The following is a 25,301-nucleotide window of genomic DNA, read 5'->3' as shown; positions in this document are numbered from 1 at the left end:
ACAATGGCCTGAGTAATGGCAAAGCGCTACCGCCCACACGAGATCGACCCCCAGGTAACCGCACTGCTCAGCGAGAACCCCCGGCTGACGAACAAGGCCATCGCGGCGCAGATTGGCGTTGCCGAGTCGACGATCGCCACGCGCATCAAGACAATGTCTGAGAACAGGATCATGCGGGTCGTGGCACAGCGGAACTTTTTCACAACGGGCTACGGTATTGCCGCGTGGATCCTGGTGGAGGTGTCAGGAGACGATACGTCTGCAGTGGCTGAGAAACTAGCAACCTTTGAGAACGTGACCGGCATCGGCCTCGTGTGGGGAAACTTCCAGATACTGGCGGTGGTTGCCGCCAGAGATTATGCCGCTTTGTCCCAATTCATCCATGAGGAGATCGACCGTGTGCCCGGGGTGAAGCGGATTACGCTGGATATCAATCTTCGTTTCCTGCGGGGACAGGCGAGCTTCGCCGAAATACCCGAGAAGCCCGACATGAAAGCCATAATGGCCATGGGGAGCACGGATGAGCAGATTACCGCCCTGCTCTGTCACGACGGGCGCAGTACCAACACCCGGATCGCCCGGGCGCTGCACATCTCCGAGTCGAACGTGCGGCAAAGAATCGCCAGGCTGCTGGAATCCGGGGCCATCAGGCTCAGCGTGGTATCCCACGGGACCGGCAGCAGCGAAATCGGTTTTGTCAGAATGGCCGTGCTGCCGGCAAAGCTGAAGAAAACCGCGGCGCTATTGCTGGAAAGCAGCAAGGTCGCACACCTGAGCCTGACCACCGGCGAGTTCAATCTCTGCTGCATACTCAACTGCACGGATCGCGACGAACTCACTCGCTTCTGCACTGATCACATCCAGTGCCTGCCGGAGGTCGTGGATGCCGATGTCAGCATTCTCGTCAAGGGGGTGAAGGCCCGCACGGACTTCTTCCCCCCGGAAGAGCCACTCTAGGCAAATCCGCAAGATTTCGTGTTTCCCACCAGGGCGTCGCCATTCGCCGAATGGCGACGCCCATGCCCGTGGGCGCCTCGCTATGCTCGCGGGTAATCGTCAAACGCCCGAATGAGCAAATACGAATTTATCGATATAAATCATAAAGTCTGTATTTTTAGTTTTGTAAAGCGCTTCTGTGTGCTATAAATAACGCTTAACTCCCATAAGAAGAAATTTTCGGAGGTTTGCAATGCGCCGGAAGATCAACTTACTCGCCCTGGCTGTCTCTACGGCCGCGCTGGCAACACCTGCTTTGGCACAGGGACAGCAGGCTGGTGTCCTGGAAGAAGTGCTGGTGACCGCGCAGAAGCGTGAGCAGTCCCTGATGTCAGTCCCGCTTTCCCTGCAAGCAGTCAGCGGAGAGGAACTGGAACTGCGCGGCATTTCGGACATTTCATCCCTGGTCAATATCGTGCCCGGGGGGTTCGAGCTGACCAACAACGGTCCTGGGTTCAACGTCATACATTTCCGCGGCAGCGGGGCCACCAGTACGACCGGGGATTCCACGATCGGGGTCTATGTCGATGACACGCCCTTCAGCATTCCCAACCTGCAGGTGTCGCCGCCGTCCGGCATGTTCGACCTCCAGCGCGTGGAAGTGCTGAGAGGCCCCCAGGGAACGCTGTACGGGCAGGGATCGATGGCGGGAACGGTGAAATTCATCACTAAGGATCCTGCGCTCGACAAGTTTTCCCTGGATGTTCTCGGGAGCGTGTCGCAAACCGATGACAACTCCCTCGCCAAGGAACCGGATATCAACTACAGCCTGGACGCCGTGGTGAACATTCCGGTGATTGAAGACAAGTTTGCTTTGCGTATCTCAGGTGGCTTCGAAGACTACGGCGGCTATGCTGTCGTTTCAGACCGACCCGGTGAGATCGCCAATAGCGTGGAGAGCACCAATCTCCGGATAAAGGGCCTGTACCAGGCCACGGACGATCTCACACTGAAAGCCTCCTACTGGACTTTTGACAGCGAACAGGATTTCGCCAACTCGCTGCTCCAGGCCGACCCCGCCCTGATACAGCCGGCTTTTGGCCAGGTGCCCGATAACGATACTGACACGGACATCTTCTCCTTCACGCTGGAGTGGGCACTTGCCGGTTTCAACCTGTATAGCGCTAGTAACTACATGGAAAGTACACCGGGCTTTGGCTCTGCAACGCTGGGTGGGCTCGGCCAATTCAAGTGGGATACCGACGCGTTTTCGCAGGACATCCGCCTGTCTTCGGCAGGTGAGGGCCCCTTCAACTGGGTGGTCGGCGCCTTCTACCTCGACAGCGCCACGGACAATACACAGGAGTTCTCCGGCTTCGCACCGCCACTGGATTTCCTGAACGCGACTACCGTGCTGAGCATAGAAAGCGAGTCCTATGCGATCTACGGTGAACTGTCCTATGAACTGATGGACGGCAAGCTCACCCCGCTACTGGGCTTCCGGTATTTCGAGGACGATCGTTCCTCAGATGAAGTACTTGTCGGCCTGGGCTCCGTAAATGCCGATTCGGAGACATTCGAACACTTCAGCCCTCGCTTCAACCTCGCCTACCAGCTCAGCGACAGAGCAAACCTGTACGTCAACGTAGCGAATGGATTCCGAAGCGGCACTGTGCAAAGCGGTACCGCGCGGCTGGCGCTGGAGCTGGACGGACTACCCGCCGCGACCCTGGTCGAGCCGGATGAAGTCTGGACTTACGAGGTCGGTGGCAAGTTTACCTCCCCGGACGGCAGCTTCAGTGCACAGCTGGCGGCCTACATCAGCGAGTGGGAGGACCTGCAGGGTCTGTACACCGCTACCCTTGGCCTATCCGGGGTCCTGCAGGTGGGGGATGTGGAAATCAAGGGCGTGGAGTGGGATCTCTCCTGGGTGCCGGGTATCGACGGCCTGTTGCTGCAGTGGAACGGCGCGTACACGGACAGTACCTTTGATTCCATTGATCCACGCCTTGCCGACGGCGGCCTGGGCTCGATCGGCGAAGGCGACGACATGCCCTTTACCCCGGAATGGACCAGCAACGTCAATGCCCAGTACTCACGCCCGTTTGGCGGCTGGAATCTCTACACACAGCTGGGCTACACCTATCGCTCGGAAACCGACAATTTCACCGGCCAGTCCTCGGACGAACTGCACGATCTGCGCTTCAGGGTGGGGGCAAGAATGAAGACCTGGGAGGCCTTCCTGTTCGTCAACAACGCTCTGGACCACGAGGATCCCATCTCAGTGGTATCCGCGGGTAATTTTCTCAGAATGGCGCCACGAGAGTACGGCGTAACAGTCCGCTATCGACTCGGAGAGTAGGTAGCAACGGGGGCGATGATGGAATCGCAGCAACAGCCGGCTTACAGAGCGGACCTGCAGGAAGTATTCGCCAGGCAGCATCGGCACAAGTGGGTGCAGCGCAGTACTTCAGCGCAGGCAAGAATCGACCGGCTGACTTCGCTGAAGGCCGCGATCGAAGCAGCGGAAGATGATATCCGGACCGCCCTGTGGCAGGACCTTCGAAAGACGTCCGAGCACACCCAGGTCGAACTGAACTGCAGCTACTCGGACATCGATTTCGCCGTTAGCCATCTCGAGGACTGGCTGAAGCCGCGCCCTGTTGACAGAACCGTCCTGCCTACCGGTCACGCGGAAATTCGCTATGAAGCCCGGGGACAGGTACTGCTGTTCGGCCCCTGGAACTTTCCTTTCAGTCTTGTTATCCAGCCACTGGTCCCCATCATTGCCGCCGGCAACTGTGTTGTGGTCAAGCCTAACGAGTTGACACCCGCCACCAGTGAACTGGTGGCAGGACTTCTTGCCGGGGTATTTCCCGAGGAGGAAGTGGCGGTGGTCGAAGGCGACGTGGAAACGGCCAACGCCCTGCTCGAGTTGCCCTTCGACCATATCTTTCTCACCGGAAGTCCCGCGGTCGGCAAGCTGGTGATGAAAGCGGCGGCGAATCACCTGGCGTCGGTCACCCTTGAACTGGGCGGCAAAAACCCGGTGATCATTGACGGCTCTGCGGACCTGTCCCTGGCGGCAGAGCACATCGCCCGGGTTCGGCTGATGAATCACGGGCAAATCTGCCTGGCACCGGAAAATGTCTGGGTTCCGGAAGAGCGGTTGGAGGAATTTCTCGGCCTGCTGGAGTCGGCATTGAAGTCACTCGTGTACACGGACGGCAAGCTGGATGTGGATGTCTGTGGTCGTATCGTCAATGAAGGCAATCTTCGGCGGGTAACCGGCTATATTGACGACGCCACGGCGAAAGGGGCCCGTGTGGTCTGCGGCGGCACTGTCTTTGTCGACCGTTTCGTACTGGAACCTACGATACTGGCCGACATCCCGGCATCGGCGAAGGTCCTGCGCGAGGAGATATTCGGCCCTGTAGTTTGCGTCTTTGGCTACCAGGACATCGCTACCGTTTTCTCTTCACTGCAGGCCCAGCCCGACCCTCTCTCGCTCTACGTATTCAGCGAAGAAACGGCTTTCGTGGAAGCGGTACTGGCCAACACCAGTTCCGGCGGCGTCACGGTGAACAGCTGCCTTGCGCATTTTCTGGAGCAGCACCTTCCCTTCGGCGGAAAAAATAATAGCGGCCTCGGTGCCTATCATGGCGAACGCGGGTTCAGGGAGCTGTCTCACGAGAGAGCGGTCTTCGTCCAGTAAGCGGTCTCCAGACCATGGGAAAACGTTGCCAGGTCCCTGCCAACCAACCGGTCATTGTCGGTGTGGGCCAGTGCGTGGCGCGTGAATCCAGCCATGCGGCGCCGTCGGACCTGGCTGCCGAAGCCGCCAGGGCAGCGTTGGCAGACGCAGGCTCAAGCGTTCTCGCCAAAGCCATCGACACCATTGCACACGTCCGGTTGTTTGCGGACTCCTCCCCCCTGTGGCCCTGTGAGTTTGGCAGCAGCAACAACCCGCCGGAATCCGTAGCCCGGCGTATCGGCGCACCGCCTGGTGCCCGCTACTACAGCGAGAGCGGCGGCGACCAGCCGGTATCCCTGCTGCTTGAGTGGGCCGAAAAAGTTTCGCGGGGCGAGAGTGAACTCGTGCTCCTGGTCGGGGCCGAGGCGATCAGGAATTACCGCGACGCGCTGCGCAATGGTGACCATTTCGACTGGAACGAGATCTTTGAGGGCGGTGAGATATCCCTGCATGATCGAGGTATCGGCAAGGACGTTGCCAAGGAGACCGAGCAAAGACACGGGCTTATCGCCCCGGTACACTTCTACAGCCTTATCGAGCAGGCGCGCTGTAACAGAGCCACACCGGACGCGCTCGAGGAATACCGCACAACGATGGCCGAACTGTGCGCAGGCTTCAGCTCGGTGGCCAGCGAGAATCCGTATTCCCAGTTCCCGGAGCGTCTCACTTCCGAACAGATACTGGCTGCGGAGCCGTTAACCCACCTGTATAGCAAGCGAATGGTGGCGAGAGACGCTGTCAACCAGGGCGCGGCAGTTCTGCTGACGACCTGCCAGAAGGCCCTGGAGCTGGGCGTTGACCAGGCCGATATGGTATTTCCCCTGTCGGGAGCCCGGGGAGTTGATGTATGCCTCAGTCAACGACCTGAGCCTGCCCGCTCGCAGGTCGCGAGTGAGGTGGTGTCCACGTCCCTCGCGCGCGCGTCTTTGGGTAGCGGGGATATTGATCTCATGGATATCTACAGCTGCTTCCCCTGCGCCGTGTCTGCCATAACCGACCAGTTCGCGCAGCCAAGTCCCGCAGCAGTTGTTCCCACTGTCACCGGTGGTCTCCCATTTTTCGGCGGACCGGGCAATAACTACAGCATGCACGCGATTGCATCCATGACCAGTCGCTTGAGAGGGCGCAGCGGTCGCGTCGGCCTGGTGTACGCCAATGGCGGCGTCATGTCGAAACATGCCGCGGTGGTGCTCACCGGGGACCCCGCCAGGGCCGCCGCTTCCGCAACACCGGAGTTCGCGGAAATCAGTCCGGGTTCCGCGGTCCCGTTGGTAGAACAATCCGAGGGCGGCGTGGTGCTGGCTCATACGGTCCGGTTCAAGCAGGGCAAGCCCGTGCAGGCCACGGTGCTCGCCGAAACCGCGGATCGCCGGCGCTTCCTCGCGACCACCCCCCGTGGCGACGCGCGAACGATCAACTACATGCTCAATTCGAATCCGGCGGGGCAGCGCGTCATGATCGAACGCGACGCCACAGCGGGAAAGAACCTCATCGGCGGATGGGTACCGGCATGAGCTGGAATTTCTGTAGCGCCATGGAGGAATTGTCGCGCAGCCGCATCGCAGACCGTCCAGCGCTGATTCACGATGACAGTGCAATATCCTATCGGGTCCTGGGTGAACGCATCAGGGCAATTGGCGCCTGGCTGCAGGCCATGAACGTCGCGCCTGGTAGCCATGTCGGCCACTACATGCGAAATTCAAACGCTTACCTTGAGGTCTTCGCGGGAAGCGGGCTCGTCGGCTGCACCCACGTCAACGTCAACTATCGATACCGGGACGAGGAACTCGGCTATCTTGCCGAGAAGCTGGATATCACTATCTGGTTCTACGAGCGCGAATTCGCCGGGCAGGTCGAAAAACTTCGATCACAGCTTGGCGCACATGCGCTGTTCATTGAAATCGGCGAGGGCGATCCGGTCAATTCGTTCGCGTATCCGCTGTGCGCGCTATATGAGTTTTCCGGCCGCCAGATCGAAATCACCGCCAGCAGCGATGATGTCGTGATCATTGCAACGGGCGGCACCACCGGCCTGCCCAAGGGCACCCAATGGCGTCAGAGCGACCTGTGGTGGAAACAGGATGTTTGTCGGACCGCATCCCTCTACCCGCTGAAGCTGAAGGATAACCCCGCTTCCCTGGCGGAACACATCGAGAATGTCTGCCGGGTTCCACAAACCGGCCCCATCATGCCCTTGTGCCCGCTGATGCACGGCACTGGCCTGCTGGTGGCGCTGCTGTACCTGGCACAGGGGACGCCCATCGCGACGCTGACGCAGCCCCGCTTTGATGCCGACCGGACCCTGGATGCCATCCAGCGGCTTGGGGTCACGGGCGTGGTCATTGTCGGCGACGCCTTCGCCCTGCCGTTGCTGGAAGCCCAGGATCAGCGACCAGCCGAGGATACGTTGGCCAGCCTGAAGTTCCTGATCACCTCGGGTGTGGCGCTCAGCGCGGAAAACAAGCAGCGCTTTCGCGCGCACCGACCTGGACTGCTGATCGTCGACAACCTCGGCTCCTCGGAAGCCGTCGGCTACGCTCGGGCAACCGGCGAACCCGGTGTATTCCAGCCGAACCCCACTACCAGGATTCTCGATGAGGCTGACCGGGACGTGGTACCTGGTAGCGGTGTACCCGGCATGGTCTATTCCGGCGGATATGTCCCCATCGGTTATTACAACGAGCCTGAGAAGTCGGCGCAGACCTTCGTGGAAATCGACGGCCGGCGCTACGTCAATACCGGTGATCGGTGCACCGTGAGGGAAGACGGCTGCATCGAGTTTCTCGGCAGGGACAGCACCGTGATCAACACCGGGGGTGAGAAGGTATTCACCGCCGAGGTCGAGCGCGTGTTGACAGATCACCCCGGGGTGCTGGATGCCCTGGTCCTGGGTATCGAAGATGCCAGGTTCGGCAGCAAAGTCGCCGCCGCCGTGGTGCCCGCCGATGGCCAGAAGCCCGGTACCCTGATCGAAGAGCTGGCCCGTCTGTCCCGGGAGCGCCTCGCGGATTACAAGGCGCCGCGCGTCATGCTGACCGTGGACGCCATCGCGCGCGCGCCGAACGGCAAACCGGACTACGCCGCGATGCGCGCCCTGTTCGACAGCGCCGATGTCGGCCCATAACCGACAGTCGCAATGAGATTCGCAGGCTTCGACTGCTGAATTGGGCGGCCCGGACCACGATCTCGCCTTGCAAAAACTGGACTCAGTGGGGTCGCCGCGACCTGGCCGACGCCCAGCCCCGTGTAGTCGGCGAGGTAGCGCTGCAGGTTATCCCGCTGCTCGGGCCGCAGGCGCCACTCGTGGCGCCGCATCAGGCTCAGCAGCCCCCGGTTCTTGCGGCCCTCAGGATGGACTGCCTGCCAGGCCTTGAGGAAGTGCTGGTTCACCAGGCGAACGACGTGGAAGCGGTCGGCGACGATGGTGGCTCTCGGGAAGTACTGCCTGGCGATGTTGCGGTAGGTCTCGGACAGGTCCATGACGATGAGGCGGACGTTGTCCTTGCCCGGTAATTGCCGCAGGTAACCGTCCAGGCTGGCCTCTGAGCGCCCGAGGCGCGCGTCGAAGACCTTGTTGCGCCGGAGGTCCACCAGGGTGGTGGCATAACCCCGTTTGCGGGTGAAGAAGTGCTCATCGAGGCCGAGCACCGTGGGTCAGGGGCGGTTCGACATCTCGGAGAGTCGCTGCCGGCACTGGCCCTGGTACCAGCGCTCGGTGGTGGCCTCGCTGATGCAGTGCGTGGGCCGGATCTTGGCCTGGGTGACGCCGCCATCGTGGCTTTAGAATACCTCGAGGCGGAAGGCCTCGGAGGCCCGGAAGCGGGGCCTGATCCCCTTGAAGCGGTGACGGAAGTAGCGACCGCAGCGCGGGCAGTGGTACTTGGGCGTCCTCAGATACAAGGTCACCAGCTGATTGCCCTGGCGCGTGTGCTTCAGGGTCCGCTGGTAGGTGGCCTTGATCCGGATCCGAGGATGCTGGCAGTGCAGGCAGCAAGGCCGCTGCCTCGGCTTTGCATAGACGGCGATCGCGTTATTGCGATCGACCCGTTCGACCTCCAGTTCCGGAAGGCCTAAGATTACGCTTGCGAGGGACATCGGGGGTCTCCATTAAACCGTTTCCGCAAATTCAGTTTAATGAGCCCCGGTGTCCCCCGTTAATGATGTAGAGCCCGACTTACAGACTCCCGGGGTCAGTTACCAAACTGGTACCTCCCCCATAACTGAGGGGGTACCCCATTCAAATGGGGTTCAGTCCCGCATGCGGAGCGTCTTGTACTCCCCCTCCTGGTAGTCGTAGGTCTCGACTTCGACCTCGTTGCCGTAGCGACGCACGCTCTCGACCTCGAGGTATTCGTACTCGCCGTCGTCGTAGTTGTAGACCTCGATCTCTTGCCCGGGTCGAACCAGGTTGCCGCGCTCGATCTCAACGATGTCGCCGCTCTCGAGCTCTTCGCCTTCCCAGGCGTGGCCGGTGAGGGGAAGCAGGGCGATGCTGGCTACTGCTGGTAAGTGCTTGATATTCATGGTTTCTCCTTATGCGAAGTTGAATGCCGTGTTTGCTTCACCGCTAAAGCCGACGAGCTCTAGCCTGTCGTCGAAGTAAAGCGCGTCGGTGTCCATAACAAGCACACCGCGTCCCCGGTAATTGAACTCGATGGTCAAGGCCAGCGTGTTGTTCGAGACACGCTTGGGCGTGATGCTCACGCTGTCGTAGCGGGCAACAGTGTAAGTCATTGATCGCGGACTTCAGGGCACGTAGATCGGCCGGTATTTCGATCGGCGGCCGTTCCAGAAGCTTTGCGAGTCGGCCGATATCGTATGTCAGCCCCTGTCGGCGTGTTGGCGATAGCTCATCGTCATCGCGGAGTTTTTGTAGCAGATCGGCAAGCGTAGTTAGGCTTCTTGCAGTCATCGGGAACCCCCTTTGGTGGTCAGCAGTGGCCTCGGGAAGACAAGGGTGTCCAATCGGCCTATTTGAGGAATTGTAGACGTATTTAACTGGACGAAATTCGGGGATATAGCTTTCCCGATATCACGTAAGCCATTGAGAAATAGAGAATAAAAATGACGGAATGAAGAGCGCTTCACGGCTGCCTCGCCCAGTCAAGGTAGGCCTGCCAGTCGGCTTCCGACACCCGGATCTGGGTGCCGATTCGGTGGGATTTGAGTTCGCCGCGCTGGATCAGGCGGCGGATGGTCTTTACCGAGATGTGCCCCTTGCGGGCGATCTGGTGCAGGGTGTGGAGTTGCCCTGCCAGTTGCGTGAAGTGATCAATGTCAGGTCGCATCGCGTGGTCCTCATGTCGGCGTATGCGACCATTTTCAGAGGACCTTCTAATTCACGACGGAAAAAAGTCTGGGGAAAGGCGCTAGCGGGTCGGAAGCTCGCCAGGAAAAACCCACGACCGCGGGCTCTTCTTTGTGTAGCGCTGTCTCTTTACGGTTATCGCTGCACGTCGCCTATTCCAATCATCTGGGTGGCGCTCGATCTGCCCGAGCGCCTTGCGTAGCGCCTCTGAATTAAGGCGCATGCCCGCTTCATGGAGGAGTACAGAAACAAACTCGCGTTCCCGAGCCTCCAGGTCGGAAAGGGCTGTCATGGCGCCCTTGCGGAACCGTGCTGTCTCTTCAGGTCGATTGATGGCTTGATCTGCCGGACGATGCCAGCGATCTCTCAAGGCAACTGCTCCAGAGACGCTCCTCGCTTCACGCACGGGGCGGCTAGAGCGGGCCGGGCTGGTGGTTGACAGCCTATCGCGACCATTCGGGAGTCCCGCATCAGCTGGGCGATAGCGGAAGCGATGAAACAATCGCAATGCGCGTCTGATGAACTCCTTGCGCAAGGCCGCTGGCGGTCGTCCAGTGCGAGCCGGCCTGCCGATCTCTGCTCCGCGGACGGCATCAAACCAGCGGAGCAGGCCAACAATCGCAGACCAACTTGCGATGAGTTTCGGAGAGTCCGGATCGCCGAGTTCGTCTAGACCCAGTGACTCAACCAAGCGTTCCATAGCCGCGGCGTTGGATTGCAGCGCCGAGACTCCGTGGCTGGAATGTGCGGCTTTCGTCGAAGCATCCATCTCGCATCCAAATCGTCTTGAGAAATTGCAACGATTATCGCTCTTTTGGAATGCGTTTAACTTTGCATCGACAGGGCTGCTCTCACCGCCCATCGCGCGAGTGCGTAATTGCATTTTGGCCCCATTGAGCGGTCCGCTGCATTAGTGCCGGGCTGAATGTGGGACGTTGAAGATACGAGGGTGAACCCTTGCCCGCATCACCGCGTGTTGCACTAGAATACGAGGCCATCGCCCAGGAGTTTACTTTAATGGCTGCCCATTTGACCGCCTCCGAACTAGCCAAACGCAAGACTATCCTGGCATCTATACGCCTGTTTTCAGAATGCGGCGTCGACTCTGTGTCCTTGCGAATGATCAATCGCAAAGCAGGGCATAAGAATAACTCGGCCCTTCATTATCACTTTGGGAGCAAGCTGGGCTTGATCGGCGCTGTCGATGAGTTTATTCAGCAGCATTTCGGCGAAGTTCGGCAGCCGGCTCTCGAGGCGCTCGAAAATCGGGCCGCTGAGGGAGATATCACGGTCAGGGATGTGATCGATGTATTTGTTCAAGCCTACGTTGACATCATTGAGCATCACGACTGGGGTTACGATGCGGTTCGGACAATCGCCCGCATGGAATTCGACAACAACACGCAGGTGCACGATCTGCTGAGTCAATCAGCGGGACTTACCGTCCAGCGTTTCGCCCGTTTGACGCGTCCGCTGCTCACGGATCTGAAGCCCAAGGAATACAAGCGGCGCTTCAATTTCGTTGTCAACTCAACGATCCACGCGTTTGCGGACTACCAGAACCTTAATAAAAGCTACCTTGGGGATCTTTCCGTCCGTAGCCTCAAGGATCTTGCGCGCTTTCAGGTGGATATGGCCGTTGCCGTTCTATGTCATGACATCTGATGCGTTAGCCTGAGCCCCTTGACTTAGTTGCAGTCCACATGAATAATCCCCAAAGCTTAAGAATTTTTTGGGGATTTCGCTATGGGCGCATCAGAATATCCGCGCTCCTACATACTGGCATTTCACTGCCCTGACCGGCTCGGCGTTGTAGCACGGTTTTCGGCCCTTGCTCTCAATGCGGGCGCCTTCATTACCGATATGTCGAACTTCTCTGATCCGGTCAGCAACACGTTTCATCTTCGCTGCGTGTTCGATGACCGCCAGATGATCGTGCCGATCGACGAGTTTTTGTCCGAGTTCGCTGATCTTGCGGCGGAGTTCTCCATGGATAGCCGCTTTCGCGCCGTCGAGGAGCACCCCCGCGTCCTGGTTGCTGTGTCCAAATACGACCATTGCCTGAGTGTGCTTTTAAACAAATGGCGGGCCGGCGCCTTACCCGCAAACATCGTCGGTGTTGTGAGTAATCATCAGGATTGCGAGTCACTCACTGCGTGGTATGGACTGCCGTACTACCACCTGCCGATATCTCCGGAGACCAAGCCGCAGCAGGAGGTCAGGATTCTCGAAGTCATGGAGGAGCTTGGTGTCGACCTGCTCGTTCTCGCGCGCTATATGCAGATTCTGTCCGACGATCTGTGCGGAAAGCTGGCGGGCCGGGCGATTAACATCCATCACTCCTTTCTGCCCGGCTTCAAAGGTGCGAAGCCCTATCACCAGGCCTATGAGCGCGGTGTAAAGGTAATCGGGGCGACGGCGCACTATGTCACTGCGGATCTCGATGAGGGGCCAATCATTGTCCAGGAGGTTCGTGCTATCGACCACGCCGTGGATGTTGAGCAGATGGTTCACCTCGGGCACGACACGGAGGCGACAGCCCTTTCCCGAGCCGTGCGCCTGCATTGCGAAGAGCGTGTGCAACTCAACGGCAATCGCACGGTGATTCTCTAGCCTGATGAACGGTGCAGTATCAGCTGGTATGGCGCGTTATTCAGGCTTCAGTCTCCTGAAGCATGCCCTGGGCGGGCACCAAGGCTGGCCCAAAGCGTGGCGCTCGCCGGAGCCCAAGGCGGCCTATGATGTCGTCATCATCGGTGGTGGCGGTCATGGTCTGGCGACGGCCTACTATCTTGCGAAGGAGCACGGCATAACGAATGTCGCCGTTCTCGAGAAGGGGTGGATCGGTGGCGGCAACACGGGCCGCAATACGGCTGTCTCACGATCCAACTACTTCTACCCTGAGAGCACGCGGTTCTACGAGCACTCATTGAAGCGCTACGAGACCATGGGCCGTGACCTGAACTTCAACATCATGTTCAGCCAGAACGGCATCATCAGCCTCGCGACCAGCCGACACGATATGGAGATCTACCGGCGCTGGGTGACATCCATTCAACTCCAGGGCGTAGACTGCGAAGTCCTGTCGCCAGACGCGATTGCTGCAAAAATTCCGCTGCTGAACATGAGTGCCAGTGCCCGCTACCCCATCTACGGCGGGTTTATGCAGAGCCGGGCCGGCATATCGCGTCACGATGCGGTGGCCTGGGCTTACGCCCGCGCCGCCAGTGCACTTGGCGTGGATGTGATACAGAACTGCGAAGTTACCGGGCTGGAACTGAGTGATGGCCGCATCCGCGGCGTGCAGACGAACAACGGTAATATCCGCACGGACAAGGTTGCCTCAGCCGTAGCAGGGCACAGCACGCTTGTCGCAAACATGGCGGGGCTGAAGCTCCCTATCGTCAGCCAGTGTCTGCAGGCGATGGTGACGGAACCTGTCAAACCCTGCTTCGACCATGTGGTCATCTGTCCCGCCGTTCACTGTTACCTGTCCCAGTCCGATCGCGGTGAACTTGTTATTGGCGGCGGTGCCGACACGCATCCCTCCTACGGCCAGCGCGGGACCTTGCCGTCAACGGAGGCAGTGCTCAGTGCTGTCGTCGAGCTGTATCCGGCCTTTAGTCGTCTCAAGCTGATGCGGCAATGGGGAGGAATCGTGGATATCGCGCCAGATTCCAGCCCCATTGTTTCCAAGACACCAGTGACCGGGTTTTACATCAGCACCGGTTGGGGCACCGGTGGCTACAAGGCGATCCCCGCCGGGGGCGAGACCCTCGCCTACACCATCGCTAACGACCGTCCACACCCTCTCGTAGAGCCGTTTTCCCTCGACCGTTTTGCGCGGGGCCGGCTTATCGACGAGGGTGCCGCGGCTGGTGTGGCGCACTAGGAGCGGAGACTGTGCATCTAATCGAATGTCCCTGGTGTGGAAGGCGCAGCGAGGAAGAATTCACTTGCGGTGGACAGTCGCACATCGCCCGCCCAGGGGATCCAGCTCGGACGTCTGACGAGGGGTGGGCGAGCTATCTGTATATGCGCGATAACCCTAAAGGTCTGCACTTTGAGCGATGGCGGCATACTTTTGGCTGTCGCCAGTGGTTTAACGTCGCCCGCGACACCGTCACGCATGAGATCCACGCGATCTATCACATGGACGAGCCGCCGCCAGACGTGAAGGGGGCTTGCAAGTGAAAGTCAATTCAACCCGGTTTGCCCACGCGCGGGTAGATACCCGTGCACCGCTGACCTTTTACTTCGACGGTCGCCGCTACCAGGGGCTTGCCGGGGACACCCTGGCTTCGGCGCTCCTCGCCAACGGTGTAACGGTCGTCGGCAGGAGCTTCAAGCTGCATAGGCCGCGTGGAGTGCTGGGTCGGGGCAAGGAAGAGCCCAATGCCCTGGTGCAGCTTGGTAGCAGTGCCAGCACTGAACCCAATGCGCGAGCGACCCTCGTTCCCCTGTTCGAGGGCCTCGAAGCGCGCGGACAGAATGCCTGGCCTTCGGTCCGGTTCGATCTGTTCGGGGTGATGCGTGCCTTTAAGCGGGCTCTGCCCGCTTCTTTTTATTACAAGACTTTCATGTGGCCTAGCTGGCACACGTGGGAGTGGCTGGTCAGGCGCATCGCGGGCCTTGGTGTTGCGCCGCAGTCGGCGGACCCGGACTACTACATCAAGCAGAGCATCCATGCTGATGTCGTGGTGGTGGGTGCTGGCCGTTCCGGCCTTAAGGCCGCGCTGGATGCGTCGTGCGATCCAGACAGTCGGGTGCTGATCCTCGACGAACAGTTCGAGCCCGGCGGAAGCCTGCTTGCCAGCCCGGTAGCTGAGGATCGTGCCTGGCTCGAGGAAATCCTGACGGAGTTGCGCCGGCGCGAGAACGTCACCCTCACCACCGGATGTACCGTCAACGGTTATTACGAGAACAATATCCTTGCGGCGGTCGAGCGCTTCGACCCGCGGGCTGGGGGAGAGCACGCAGAACCGGGGCCGAGAGAGCGCTTCTGGCGCGTCTTTGCAGGACGAGTGGTTCTAGCCACGGGCGCCATCGAACGTCCCATGGTATTTCCGCACAACGATCGTCCCGGGATCATGCTGGCTTCTGCGGTCCGCGAATACACCCACCGCTACGGAATAACGCTGGGTCGCCAGATCGTTTTTTATGCCAATAATGATTCAGCCTGGCGCACCGCGATTGAGCTTGCGGGGGTTGGGGTCCCGGTTGCCGCCATCGTCGATATTCGTTCCGCGGTGGACGAGTTGCTTACCGACGCAGCCAAAGAATCCAATATATCCATCCACCTTGGGAGGACGGTTGTCGACACGAAGGGTCGAGGGCGAATTCGCCGAATCCTGTTGCGTGAAATCACGCCGGACGGAAAAAATCTTGGGCCAGCAAGCGAAAGTCTCGAGTGTGACTTGCTGGCTGTATCCGGCGGCTGGACACCCACGGTGCACCTCTTCTCGCAGTCCGGCGGCCAGCTTGACTATCGCGACAGTGACGCCTGCCTCGTGCCTGCCGAAGCCCGGCAGAATGTAAGGGTTGTCGGTAGTGCCAACGGTGACTTTGCGGCTCCGATGAACACGCAGCCACTTTGGCTGACGCCGGATGTTTCTCCCGAGTACCAGTGGATCGACTTTCAATACGACGTCACCGCCTCGGATATCCAGCTGGCAGCACGCGAAAACTTTGTGTCGGTGGAACACGTCAAGCGCTACACGACCAACGGCATGTCCGTGGACCAGGGCAAGACGAGTAACGTCAATGGTCTCGGCCTTCTGGCGCAGACTCTGGGCCGTCCGATCCCCGAAGTGGGGACAACGAGATTCCGCCCCCCCTACCACCCGGCCACCCTCGGTGCTTTTGCGGGTACCGAGCTTGGAGAGCTTTACTCGCCGTTCCAGCGTCTGCCCGCGCACACAGCCCATGTTGAGGCCGGTGCTCGAATGGAGGATTACGGGAGCTGGCAGCGGCCCGCCTTCTACCCGCGTGATGGCGAGGGTGAGGAAGACGCCATCGCCCGGGAGGCCATGGCGGTGCGAACGGGTGTCGGTATCCTCGACTACTCGCCGCTTGGGAAGCTCGAAGTCTACGGGCCCGATGCGCGGGAGTTCCTCAATCGCGTATATCTGAACAACATCACGACGCTCAAGGTGGGCGCAGCTCGCTACGGGCTGATGCTCAACGAGGCGGGCATTGTGATCGATGACGGCATCATGGTCTGTCTTTCCGAAGAGCACTTTCTGCTCCATACGACCAGCGGTGGGGCGTCCAGCATTCATCAGCACCTCGAGGAATGGCTGCAGTGCGAATGGCGAGATCTTGAGGTAATCGTCACCAACAGCACAACGCAGTGGGCAACGTTCATGCTGTCGGGGCCCAGCGCCCGCCAGGTCCTGCAGAAGCTGCCCTGCGACATCGATCTCAGCCGCGAAGCCTTCGGGCACATGCAATACCGGGAAGGCGCGCTCCTGGGACAGCCGTGTCGCATTCTACGCGCCAGCTTCACCGGTGAGGTGTCCTATGAAATCAGTGTGCCTGCAGGCTTTGCCGAAACGCTCTGGCGGCAGCTTCTGAGCGCCGGTGAACCGGATGGAATCGTCCCGTTCGGTATCGAGTCGCTGATGCTGCTGCGGACCGAGAAGGGGTACTTGCACGTTGGCAGTGATACCGATGGCAACACCATGCCCCAGGACATCGGCTGGGGCAGGGCGGTGGAGCGCAAACCCGCCGACTTTATTGGTCGTCGAACCCTGTCGCAGGAGGCGGGCAGAGACCCGGCGCGCTTCCAGTTTACCGGCCTTGAACTACTTGACCCGAATGCCCGCGTAGTCAGTGGGGCGCATGTTCTCGGGGCTGACGGCAAATCCACGGCGGGCTATGTCACCTCTGCGTTCTACAGCCCCAACCTGGGTCGTACGGTGGCGCTGGGTATTGTTTCGGGTGCGCAACAGCGTGATGGCGACGAGGTGTCATTGTTCTACAACGGCGTGACGCAAAGGGCGCGGCTGTGTGCCCCTTGCGCCTATGACCCGGCAGGAGAAAGGCTCAATGGCTGATGCGGCCTTGATTGCACCAGAAGAAGGCCGGGTATTGCGGCGCGCCGGCTTCACCGCCGCGGAGCGCACCGTGGGACTTGTTCGCGTCCAGATATTCAGTCGCGCCACCGAGGCCGAGGCGCGCTTCTCCGAGCAGCTTCAACTACGGCTTCCTGGACCGAGACAGGCGATAGAAGCCGAAGGCATGCAGTGGTGCTGGTCGGCACCGGGCGAATGGGTTGTTTCAGTGCCGGTGGGGACGGAAGCCGTTGTTATTGAATCACTGCGGTCGCGGTGCGGCGATTTCTTTGCAGTGCTGAACGTGATCACCGACAGTCGCGTCTGCCTTCACCTCTCAGGTACGAATGTCCGGGAACTGCTGGCGCGTGGCTGTACGGTTGATTTCCACCCGGATTCCTTTTGCGTGGGTCACTGCGCTTCCACGCGCTTCGCCGACATCCCGGTGATGGTTCTGCGACCTGGGGAGGATGGCGACTTTCTTCTCTACGTCGATAGCTCCTACGGAGACTATCTCTTCAAGTGGCTGGAGGCTGCGAGTCGTGACTGCTGAGATCATTGATGGCAAAGCGTTTGCTGCACGGCTTCGACAGTCGATCGGAAACGAGGTAACTCGCCTACAGAATGAGCACAGCTTGCAGCCAGGTCTCGCCGTTGTACTGGTCGGTGAAGATCCCGCCAGTCAGGTCTACGTTCGGAACAAAGGCACACAAACACGCGAAGCGGGGATGCAGAGCTTTGAGCACATGCTGGATGTCTCCGTCTCGGAAAACGAACTACTGGCTCTCATTGAGCGATTGAATGACGACAACGCAGTGCATGGCATTCTGGTCCAACTTCCGCTCCCTGCTCATATTGACGAGTCGCGCATTTTGAGGGCGATCAACCCTTTGAAGGACGTCGATGGGTTTCATCCCGTCAATGTCGGTGGGCTTTGCATCGGAGACCCGAGTGCGTTGGCGCCCTGTACCCCCGTCGGCTGTCTGCTCATGCTCAAGGATTACTTCGACGGCAGTTTGGCAGGGAAGAACGCGCTGGTCATCGGTCGCAGCAATATCGTTGGTAAACCGATGGCTCAGTTGCTTCTCAAGGAAAGCTGCACCGTCACGATTGCGCATTCGCGCACCCAGGACCTTCCGGGGGTATGCAGGGCGGCTGACATCGTTATCGCGGCGGTCGGTCGGTCCGAGATGGTACGAGGTGATTGGATCAAGCCTGGCGCTGTCGTCATCGATGTAGGGATAAACCGCATTCAATCCGACGAAACTCAGAAGCCGAAGCTTGTGGGCGATGTGGCCTTTTTCGAGGCCGCGGAAACCGCCGGTGCCCTAACGCCCGTTCCCGGGGGTGTAGGGCCGATGACCATCGCCTGTCTTCTCAGAAACACCGTTGTCTCAGCCTGTCGCCAGGCCGAGGTCGAATGCAGGCTCTGACCACCAAAGCCAGAAAAGGAGAACAACAATGAACAGACTATCAATCTTCTCAGAAACACCGTTGTCTCAGCCTGTCGCCAGGCCGAGGTCGAATGCAGGCTCTGACCACCAAAACCAGAAAAGGAGAACAACAATGAACAGACTATCAATCTGCATCGCCGCCACCTTGCTGGCGATGAATACTTACGCCGCCGACAGCTACAAAGTGATCGAATGCGGCAGTCTTCTCGATGTTGAGCGCGAGAAGGTGTTGAGGGATCAGCAGATCCTGGTAAACAACGATGTGATCGAAGCCATTGGCAGCGATGTAAGCGCACCCGCCGACGCCGTGAAGATCGACCTGTCGGAGCAGGTCTGCATGCCCGGTCTGATGGATACACATGTTCATATCCTGATTGACAGCACAAAAGGAACGCTGGACTCACTGAGGATCACTGAGTCTGCGTCGGAGTTGACCCTTTTTGGGTTGCGCAATCTCTGGTCCCTGCTTGATCAGGGGTTCACCACGATCCGCATTCCTGGGGATCTGGACAAGGAGTACTCCACGATTGCGTTGCGCGACGCGATCAATCGGGGTGAATTCCAGGGACCGCGCATGCTGGTGGCTGCTCACGCCGCCAGCGCGATCGGCGGACACGGGGACGCCAACTCTCACGCCTACGATTCCCATGTGCCGCTGCCACTGTGGATTGTTGATGGCGTAGATGAAATTCGACGCTATGTGCGCCGGGAATTTAAATACGGGTCCGACTGGATCAAGGTCCACTCTACTGGCGGTGTTATGTCTCAGCACGATGACCCGCGGGTTGCGGCCTACACGATGGAAGAATTGCAGGCCTTTGCCGACGAGGCGCATCGGCATCACAAGAAGATTACGGCACACGCTCACGGCGACGCAGGTGTTCGTGCCGTGGTGGAGGCCGGATTCGATTCGGTAGAACACGCGACCCTCATGGAGGAGAGCACGGTAAAACTGATGGCCCAAAAAGGTACTGTTTATGTGCCGACGCGTTACGTAGTGGACTGGATACTTGATACGGGCCTCTCGGCTGGTATCTCAGAAAGCAATCTAAGCAAGGCTAAGCAGGTTTCAGAGCAGCACAAGCGGTCCATAAAGCTTGCTCATAAGCATGGTGTGAAGATGGCGCTGGGGTCAGACCCCATCTTCCCAATGGATCAGGCCATCCGTGAATTTGATGCCATGAATAAAGTACTCGAGGACAACTGGTTCGTGCTGCAGATGGGTACGATCAACAGCGCCGAACTGCTTGGGCTTCAGGATGAGATCGGCAGCCTCAAACCTGGAAAACAGGCGGACATCGTCGCCATGCCAAAAAGCCCGCTGGAGGACATGAGCAATATCGAGAGGGTGAACTTCGTGATGAAGGGTGGAGCTATCGTCAAACAACCCTGACCTTTTGGCTGGCCACTAAAATCGCCGGGGTGCCTGTGGCCGTCCATTGAGTGTCGTTGGTTATCGAAAATTGCGCTGTCGATAAGCCTAAAGATTAAATCAAGCGATGTGATATGCAGGCGGAATGTTAATGGTCGGACCTATCTCTACCCACGAGCACGCGCACTGGTCATCGCGCATGAGTTTTCTGATGGCCTCGGTCGGCTTCGCCGTCGGTCTGGGCAACATCTGGCGCTTTCCTTATGTAACCGGTGAAAACGGTGGCGCTGCCTTCGTCTTGGTTTATCTGTGCTGTGCATTTGGGGTTGGGGTACCGATCGTCATCGCTGAGATCATGATCGGGCGCAGGGGCCAGGCCGGCACGGCTGGCTCGATGAAGGTGGTTGCCGCTCAGGAAGGGCGTTCTCCCCTGTGGATTGGCGTTGGCTATGTCAACCAGCTCGCGGCGTTTCTGATTCAGGCTGTTTACGCTGTGATCGTTGGCTGGGTGCTCTGGTATTTGTTCAAGGCAGTTACCACCGGGTTTGTGGGTGTCGACGCCACTTTCGCTGATGCCGAGTTTGCTCGGGTCACCAGCGACACCATTGGAATGTTGCTGTGGACGGTTGTGGGCATATTGATTTGTGGTGGCGTTCTCTATGCCGGGGTCAAAGACGGAATTGAGCGCGCAGTGAATGTGCTCATGCCCACGCTCTTTGGCTTACTGCTGTTGTTAGTCGGCTTTAACGTGTTTGCCGGCGGCTTTGAAGAGGCGCTTGTGTGGTTGTTCAAAGCCGACTTCAGCAAGATCAATGCGCAGGTATTTCTCGCCGCCCTGGGCCAGGCATTTTTCTCGGTTGGCGTGGGTATGGCAGCGATGATGGCCTACGGTTCCTACCTGCCAAAAGAGACGCGCATCGCTTCCTCCGCCATCATTATTGTGATTGCTGACACGTTGGTCGCTATATTGGCTGGCTTGGTGATCTTTCCGGCGGTTTTTAACAACGGCCTCGATCCAGCGGCCGGGCCGGGGCTTATTTTCCAGACGCTGCCTGTCGCCTTCGCACAAATGCCCGGGGGCTACTTCTTCGCCTGTTTGTTTTTTTTGTTGTTGTCAGTCGCAGGCATTACGTCGATGGTGGCGCTGCTTGAAGCACTGGTTTCCTGGCTTGAAGAACTGCACGGATTTCCGCGGCATCGGGCAACGGTGGTGATCATCGGTGCGAATATTCTGTTTAGTCTGCTCAGTGTTCTTGGATACACCGTACTCGCTGACTGGCAGTTGTTTGGTTTGCCGATCAACACGGCGGCGGACTACGTTTCCAACCAGATATTGCTGCCACTGGGTGGATTGCTTATTGCGATATTTGCTGGTTGGTTCGTCACCCGAAAGTCGAGCCGTGATGAATTAGCCCTCAACTCAAACTTTGCCTTTGAGCTCTGGCGATTTCTGATTCGCTGGCCAGTTCCCGCTGCTGTGCTGGTCATTTTCGTTATGGGTGTCAGCGATTGAGATGCTGGTCATGCCGGCTTGCAATTCGGAGATGACGCTATCCAGCGCCCGGCGGACTGCTCTGGCGCCGTTAGTTCAACTCACGCCCTTCGCCTGATCTGCCCAGAACGGCTTGCGGAGCTCCGTCTTCAAGACCTTTCCGGCGCCGGAGAGTGGAAATGGCTCGCTGCGGAAACTGATGCTCCGCGGGCACTTGTAGCCGGCTATTCTTGTTTTGGCGTAGGCGATAAGAACTGCCTCTGCTTCTTCCATCCCTTCTTCAAGAATGACAATTGCATGCACCGCCTCGCCCCACTGCTCGTCGGGTATACCGATGACCGCGACACCCGCGACCGCGGGATGGGTAGACAGTGCATTCTCAACTTCAGCTGAGAAGACATTCTCTCCGCCGCTTACGATCATGTCTTTCAGCCTGTCGACAATGAAGATAAAGCCGTCATCGTCACGGTAGGCGCCGTCACCTGTCCGCACCCAGCCATTGTCGAGCGTTTGCGCAGTCTGTTCGGGGAGATTCCAATAGCCGATCATCGATCCGGGAGATCGCGCAACGATCTCGCCCACCTGCCCGTTCGGCACGTCATTCCCCGCTTCATCACAGATTCGGAGCTCAACGCCGGGGGCTGCACGACCGGCGGACTTGAGCTTGCCTGCGTAGGTGCCCTTCAGGCTGTGATACTCAGGTTCTAGGAGCGAAATTGCCGGGGCCATTTCGGTTTGACCGTAGCCCTGAATCCAATTCACCCACGGCATCAGTTCAAGCAGCTTGACCATCACGCCCTCGGGCATTGGAGACGCACCGTAAACAACGTACCGCAGGGAGCGCAGTCGCTCCGGGTTGAAATCGGGGTGGGCGATGAGCATGCCGAGCATGGTCGGTACCATCAAGGTGTGTGTAATCTGTTCATGCTCGATGTGGTCCATAACTTGTTTCGGTTCGAATGCCGGGAGAAATGTGTGGCAAACGCCCCAGGTGGAGGCCGCGCCGGAGAACGCACCATCGGCGAGGTGGAACATTGGCCCCACATGCAGATAGGCGTCACCTTTGAGGTAGGTCGAAAAGCCTCCGACGCAAAGGTTGTTAAACCAGAGCGCCTGATGCGAGAGCATCACACCTTTAGGGAAGCCCGTCGTACCGCCGGTGTAGTAAAGCCCTGCCAGCGTGTCTCCGGAAGATGGAGCAGCCTCGATGGGCTCATGGTCCTTGATGAGCGTTTCGTAGCACAGTGTGTTCGCCGGTACGTCACCGTCGCCGATATAAATCACCCGCTGCAGTAATGTATCTTGCCGCAGCTCTGGGAGCTGGTTTGCAAATGCAGCATCGATAAAGAGCGTCGTCGCCTCGGAATTTTTGAGAGCAAAGACATTCTCGGAAGCAGACCAGCGCGTGTTCATGGGAACGACTGCCGCACCACACCACCAGACCGCAAAGTAGTACTCGAGATAACGGTCGGTGTTCAGAGCCAGTATTGCCACGCGGTCGCCGGGGGCTATCCCCATACTGGTCATGGCTGATGCCAGTCTTGCCACACGGTCCTGCAACTCCACCCACGTGCGCTCCCGGCCCAGGTGCCGGGTGGCTGGGGAGGTAGGCGTCGCGAGCGCGTTGCTTTTCAGGAACTCTGTGAGTACGTACATAGGATTCTCCGTGAATTTATCAGGTTTGCGAAATGTCGCAGCGCGTGTCTTCCATGATTTCCCGGAGGGTTTGGCTACGTCTAAAGGGAGACGATGAGCTTACCTGCGCTGACTTCCTATCGTGGCACTTTGTGAGGCCTGCGCCCGCTTTCGTAGGTCGGAAATGTTGTGGCAGTTTTCGAGTCTGCACGTGGCATCAAGTCTTGTTATAAGTCTACTGGCTTAATTATGCTATGACTGGACCGCCGGCCGCAAGTCCGTATAGATAGGGGCGCCCGATCGAGCACGCATTCGCGCCGAGAACGAGCGCCTTGATCACATGAGTACCCCGGCGAATGCCGCCATCCAGAATGGGCTCCAGGTCATTGCCAATTGCGTCGCGGGGCGCTTGTATGCAGTCAATGGGTGCGGGAGCCCCCTTGAGTTGCCGGCCCCCATGATTGGAGACCATGACCGCGCTGGCGCCGATCTCCCGGGCCCGCTTGACGTCTTCGACGGACTGCAGCCCCTTGATGACGAAGGGTCCGTCCCACTGACCCGCTAGCCATGCCGCGTCATCCCAGGTCACGCTGCGGTCAAACTGGCTGTTCACGAAGTCGATCAGCCCCATAGCGCCGCCACCAAGGGCGTCCACCCGGTGCGCGACGTTGGCCAGTTTGAAGTCCGGGTTTAACGCCAGGTGGAACAGCTAGTCAACGCTGAATCCGTAGCTCAAAAGGTTACCGAGTGTAATTTTGCGTGGCATGGTCATGCCGTTTCTCAGATCGCGCTCACGATTGCCCGCCAGTGGCGTATCTACCGTCAGACACAGCGCAAGGTAGTTTGCTGCCTTACAACGCAGTACAAATTCCCGAGTGAGTTCCCGGTCCTTCAGTATGTAGATCTGGAACATCTTCGGCGTAGCGATCGCGGTTGCGATTTCTTCGAGGCTCGTCGTGCCCATGGTGGACAGCGTGTACAGCGTCCCGAATTTCTCGGCAGCGCGACAAACTGTGAATTCTCATCACATGCGTGACACATTCAGCCTTCATCTCAAGGGAACTTGGAGAAGGAAGCTAGATGACCAAAGCAGAGCAAGCCAGGATCGTCGCCTGGCGTCTAAAAATCCTCAACTGGGCCAAAGATGAGCCACGTCAGATATCAAGAACCTGTCGATACTTTGGCATCTCTCGAACCGCCTTCTATCGCTGGAAGCGTCGATATGATGAACATGGGGCAGCGGGTTTAGCCGACCGCTCGCGCGCTCCACAGACATCTCCAAAGGCCACGAAGCCAGCGGTTATGGAGAAGATTGTTTACCTGCGCCAGAACTATCACTTTGGTGCAGGCCGGATTGCTGCCTACCTGGACCGCTACCATGAGATATCGATAGCTGTATCCACGGTACATCGAATCCTTGAGCGACATGGTATGGGCCGACTGCCAGCGAATCAGAAGCACAAAGCCCACAGCAAGCGCTGGAAGCGCTACGAGAAGGCCCGTCCGGGCCACCGTATACAGATGGATGTGAAGTTCCTGGAGCGCATCCCGGGCTCCAGAAAGCGCCTCTATCAATTCACCGCTATCGACGATTGCACCCGCATTCGGATCCTGAAGATCTTCGACGCCTGTAACCAGAAGACGGCTATTCAGTTCCTGAACGATGTACGCGATCGACTCCCATTCCGCATACACGTCCTACAGACGGATAACGGGGCGGAGCTCCAATCGCAGTTCCATTGGCATGCCGAATCGCTCGATATTCAGTATGTTTACATCAGGCCACGGACGCCACGACTCAACGGCAAGGTGGAGCGATCTCATCGAATTGATGACGAAGAGTTCTACCAGCTGATCGACCAGGGAGGCATCTCAACCGATGTCCATCTGTTCAATAAGAAACTGCGTGAATGGGAGGACTACTACAACTATGATCGGCCACACGGGGCCTTAAATGGCCAGGCCCCGTACGAACGATTGGTGGATAAAACGCGAGTTGAAGTGTCACCAGGGTCTTGCGATCCTACACCGGTGACTCGGAGCAGCGCATTGGCGAATTTGTGGATTACTACAATCACGAGCGCTACCACGAGTCACTTAATAACCTGACGCCCGCTGATGTTTACTACGGGCGCGGACACTAGGTCTTGGATCGTCGTGAGCAGATTAAACTGGACACCTTGGCGATGCGCCGCAAGATGCATTATGATAACCAGATGAAATTACAGACCCTGGTGAGCTGAAGCGTCTCATGAATCAGGCCGTAATCTGTCCAGAAGGTTTTGACGAAGTACA

Annotated in this window: 21 protein-coding genes and 2 pseudogenes; 16 read left to right on the top strand and 7 right to left on the bottom strand. The window is 58.6% G+C overall.

All coding sequences use genetic code 11. The features are described 5' to 3' along the window. Positions 1–15 precede the first annotated feature (15 nt). From RKE50_RS10095 to RKE50_RS10075, 5 genes are all read left to right on the top strand, one after another. Complete coding sequence (locus tag RKE50_RS10095) at positions 16–957, top strand: Lrp/AsnC family transcriptional regulator (protein ID WP_350036274.1); 942 nt, start codon at positions 16–18, stop codon at positions 955–957. Between the two features lie 232 nt (positions 958–1,189). Beyond that, positions 1,190–3,298, top strand: a complete 2,109-nt coding sequence (locus RKE50_RS10090; protein WP_350036273.1) for a TonB-dependent receptor — start codon at positions 1,190–1,192, stop codon at positions 3,296–3,298. A 15-nt stretch (positions 3,299–3,313) separates the two neighbouring features. Beyond that, positions 3,314–4,651, top strand: a complete 1,338-nt coding sequence (locus tag RKE50_RS10085) for an aldehyde dehydrogenase family protein (RefSeq protein WP_350036272.1) — start codon at positions 3,314–3,316, stop codon at positions 4,649–4,651. Between the two features lie 74 nt (positions 4,652–4,725). Beyond that, on the top strand, positions 4,726–6,204 hold the full coding sequence (locus RKE50_RS10080) for a TLP1 C-terminal extension domain-containing protein (RefSeq protein ID WP_350036271.1): 1,479 nt from the start codon (positions 4,726–4,728) through the stop codon (positions 6,202–6,204). After that, on the top strand, positions 6,201–7,814 hold the full coding sequence (locus tag RKE50_RS10075) for an AMP-binding protein (RefSeq protein WP_350036270.1): 1,614 nt from the start codon (positions 6,201–6,203) through the stop codon (positions 7,812–7,814). The genes RKE50_RS10080 and RKE50_RS10075 overlap by 4 nt, the downstream gene beginning before the upstream one ends. Here RKE50_RS10075 and RKE50_RS10070 read toward each other — a convergent pair. The 5 genes from RKE50_RS10070 to RKE50_RS10050 form a co-directional block, all read right to left on the bottom strand. Continuing rightward, on the bottom strand, positions 7,766–8,338 hold the full coding sequence (locus RKE50_RS10070; RefSeq protein WP_350036269.1) for a transposase: 573 nt from the start codon (positions 8,336–8,338) through the stop codon (positions 7,766–7,768). The genes RKE50_RS10075 and RKE50_RS10070 overlap by 49 nt on opposite strands. Before the next feature lie 132 nt (positions 8,339–8,470). Next, positions 8,471–8,785, bottom strand: a complete 315-nt coding sequence (locus RKE50_RS10065) for a transposase family protein (protein WP_350036268.1) — start codon at positions 8,783–8,785, stop codon at positions 8,471–8,473. 153 nt (positions 8,786–8,938) lie between these two features. Further along, a complete protein-coding gene (locus RKE50_RS10060; RefSeq protein ID WP_350036267.1) occupies positions 8,939–9,214 on the bottom strand; it encodes a DUF5334 family protein in 276 nt (91 codons plus the stop codon). 9 nt (positions 9,215–9,223) lie between these two features. Continuing rightward, positions 9,224–9,424 carry a hypothetical protein gene (locus RKE50_RS10055; protein WP_350036266.1) on the bottom strand — a complete coding sequence of 67 codons (201 nt, stop codon included), beginning with the start codon at positions 9,422–9,424 and terminating at the stop codon, positions 9,224–9,226. Between the two features lie 350 nt (positions 9,425–9,774). After that, positions 9,775–9,978 carry a helix-turn-helix domain-containing protein gene (locus RKE50_RS10050; RefSeq protein ID WP_350036265.1) on the bottom strand — a complete coding sequence of 68 codons (204 nt, stop codon included), beginning with the start codon at positions 9,976–9,978 and terminating at the stop codon, positions 9,775–9,777. Between the two features lie 1,037 nt (positions 9,979–11,015). Between RKE50_RS10050 and RKE50_RS10045 the strand changes: the two genes are divergently transcribed. From RKE50_RS10045 to RKE50_RS10005, 9 genes are all read left to right on the top strand, one after another. Next, complete coding sequence (locus RKE50_RS10045; RefSeq protein ID WP_350036264.1) at positions 11,016–11,663, top strand: TetR/AcrR family transcriptional regulator; 648 nt, start codon at positions 11,016–11,018, stop codon at positions 11,661–11,663. Positions 11,664–11,744: 81 nt separating this feature from the next. After that, positions 11,745–12,611: a formyltetrahydrofolate deformylase gene (gene purU, locus RKE50_RS10040; RefSeq protein WP_350036263.1), complete on the top strand. Its 867-nt coding sequence runs from the start codon at positions 11,745–11,747 to the stop codon at positions 12,609–12,611. Positions 12,612–12,615: 4 nt separating this feature from the next. Continuing rightward, positions 12,616–13,890, top strand: a complete 1,275-nt coding sequence (locus tag RKE50_RS10035) for a sarcosine oxidase subunit beta family protein (RefSeq protein ID WP_502937881.1) — start codon at positions 12,616–12,618, stop codon at positions 13,888–13,890. Between the two features lie 11 nt (positions 13,891–13,901). Continuing rightward, positions 13,902–14,192, top strand: a complete 291-nt coding sequence (locus tag RKE50_RS10030) for a sarcosine oxidase subunit delta (RefSeq protein WP_350036262.1) — start codon at positions 13,902–13,904, stop codon at positions 14,190–14,192. After that, the gene (locus RKE50_RS10025) at positions 14,189–17,056 is read left to right on the top strand and encodes a 2Fe-2S iron-sulfur cluster-binding protein (RefSeq protein ID WP_350036261.1); all 2,868 of its coding nucleotides are present in this window, start codon (positions 14,189–14,191) and stop codon (positions 17,054–17,056) included. Before RKE50_RS10030 ends, RKE50_RS10025 begins: the two co-directional genes overlap by 4 nt. Further along, a complete protein-coding gene (locus RKE50_RS10020) occupies positions 17,049–17,606 on the top strand; it encodes a sarcosine oxidase subunit gamma (protein WP_350036260.1) in 558 nt (185 codons plus the stop codon). Before RKE50_RS10025 ends, RKE50_RS10020 begins: the two co-directional genes overlap by 8 nt. Continuing rightward, positions 17,596–18,486: a bifunctional methylenetetrahydrofolate dehydrogenase/methenyltetrahydrofolate cyclohydrolase FolD gene (folD, locus tag RKE50_RS10015; protein WP_350036259.1), complete on the top strand. Its 891-nt coding sequence runs from the start codon at positions 17,596–17,598 to the stop codon at positions 18,484–18,486. Before RKE50_RS10020 ends, folD begins: the two co-directional genes overlap by 11 nt. Before the next feature lie 133 nt (positions 18,487–18,619). Then, complete coding sequence (locus RKE50_RS10010; protein ID WP_350036258.1) at positions 18,620–19,900, top strand: metal-dependent hydrolase family protein; 1,281 nt, start codon at positions 18,620–18,622, stop codon at positions 19,898–19,900. A gap of 130 nt (positions 19,901–20,030) precedes the next feature. Continuing rightward, on the top strand, positions 20,031–21,392 hold the full coding sequence (locus tag RKE50_RS10005) for a sodium-dependent transporter (RefSeq protein WP_350036257.1): 1,362 nt from the start codon (positions 20,031–20,033) through the stop codon (positions 21,390–21,392). Positions 21,393–21,467: 75 nt separating this feature from the next. On the opposite strand, the gene RKE50_RS10000 is transcribed toward RKE50_RS10005, so the two are convergent. Both RKE50_RS10000 and RKE50_RS09995 read right to left on the bottom strand, forming a co-directional pair. Then, positions 21,468–23,027 carry an AMP-binding protein gene (locus RKE50_RS10000; protein ID WP_350036256.1) on the bottom strand — a complete coding sequence of 520 codons (1,560 nt, stop codon included), beginning with the start codon at positions 23,025–23,027 and terminating at the stop codon, positions 21,468–21,470. Between the two features lie 226 nt (positions 23,028–23,253). Continuing rightward, positions 23,254–24,012, bottom strand: a pseudogene (locus tag RKE50_RS09995) (alpha-hydroxy acid oxidase); the annotation flags it as partial. 74 nt (positions 24,013–24,086) lie between these two features. On the opposite strand from RKE50_RS09995, the pseudogene RKE50_RS09990 reads away from it, so the two are divergent. Together RKE50_RS09990 and RKE50_RS09985 are read left to right on the top strand one after the other, a co-directional pair. Further along, a pseudogene (locus tag RKE50_RS09990) lies at positions 24,087–24,995 on the top strand (IS481 family transposase); the annotation flags it as partial. Between the two features lie 71 nt (positions 24,996–25,066). Continuing rightward, complete coding sequence (locus tag RKE50_RS09985) at positions 25,067–25,150, top strand: hypothetical protein (RefSeq protein WP_350036501.1); 84 nt, start codon at positions 25,067–25,069, stop codon at positions 25,148–25,150. The last annotated feature ends 151 nt before the right edge of the window (positions 25,151–25,301 follow it).

The organism is Pseudohaliea sp. (assembly GCF_040217025.1).
Classification (GTDB): domain Bacteria; phylum Pseudomonadota; class Gammaproteobacteria; order Pseudomonadales; family Halieaceae; genus Pseudohaliea.
The sequence above is the reverse complement of the archived record's forward strand: the minus strand, read 5'-3'. Positions and strand labels throughout refer to the sequence as shown.